Below are 256 nucleotides of genomic sequence, written 5' to 3'. Positions count from 1 at the left end.
CACAACAATCTTAGGCAGCCAGGCATTATGCTCCGTGTCCTGGAACACTTCATAACCGTAATGGCTCTCACCGGTCTGCTTGCTGTTCAGGGCATCCACCACCCCTTTAACCCAGGCTTCCACCTGAGACTGATCCGCCAGTTTATCTTCACCCAGACGAGGCTGGTAGGTCAGCTCATTGAGCAGCAGGGTCGGGTAACGACGGCTCATACGCTCAATCAGTTTCACCGCACCATTGTATTGTTTGACCAAGGTT

General features: G+C 52.7%; 1 pseudogene. It reads right to left on the bottom strand.

The features are described from left to right. A pseudogene (gyrB, locus tag ACYP03_RS26935) lies at window positions 1-256 on the bottom strand (DNA gyrase subunit B); the annotation flags it as partial.

The sequence above is a fragment of the Photobacterium sp. R1 genome (assembly GCF_054600795.1).
The sequence above is the reverse complement of the archived record's forward strand: the minus strand, read 5'-3'. Positions and strand labels throughout refer to the sequence as shown.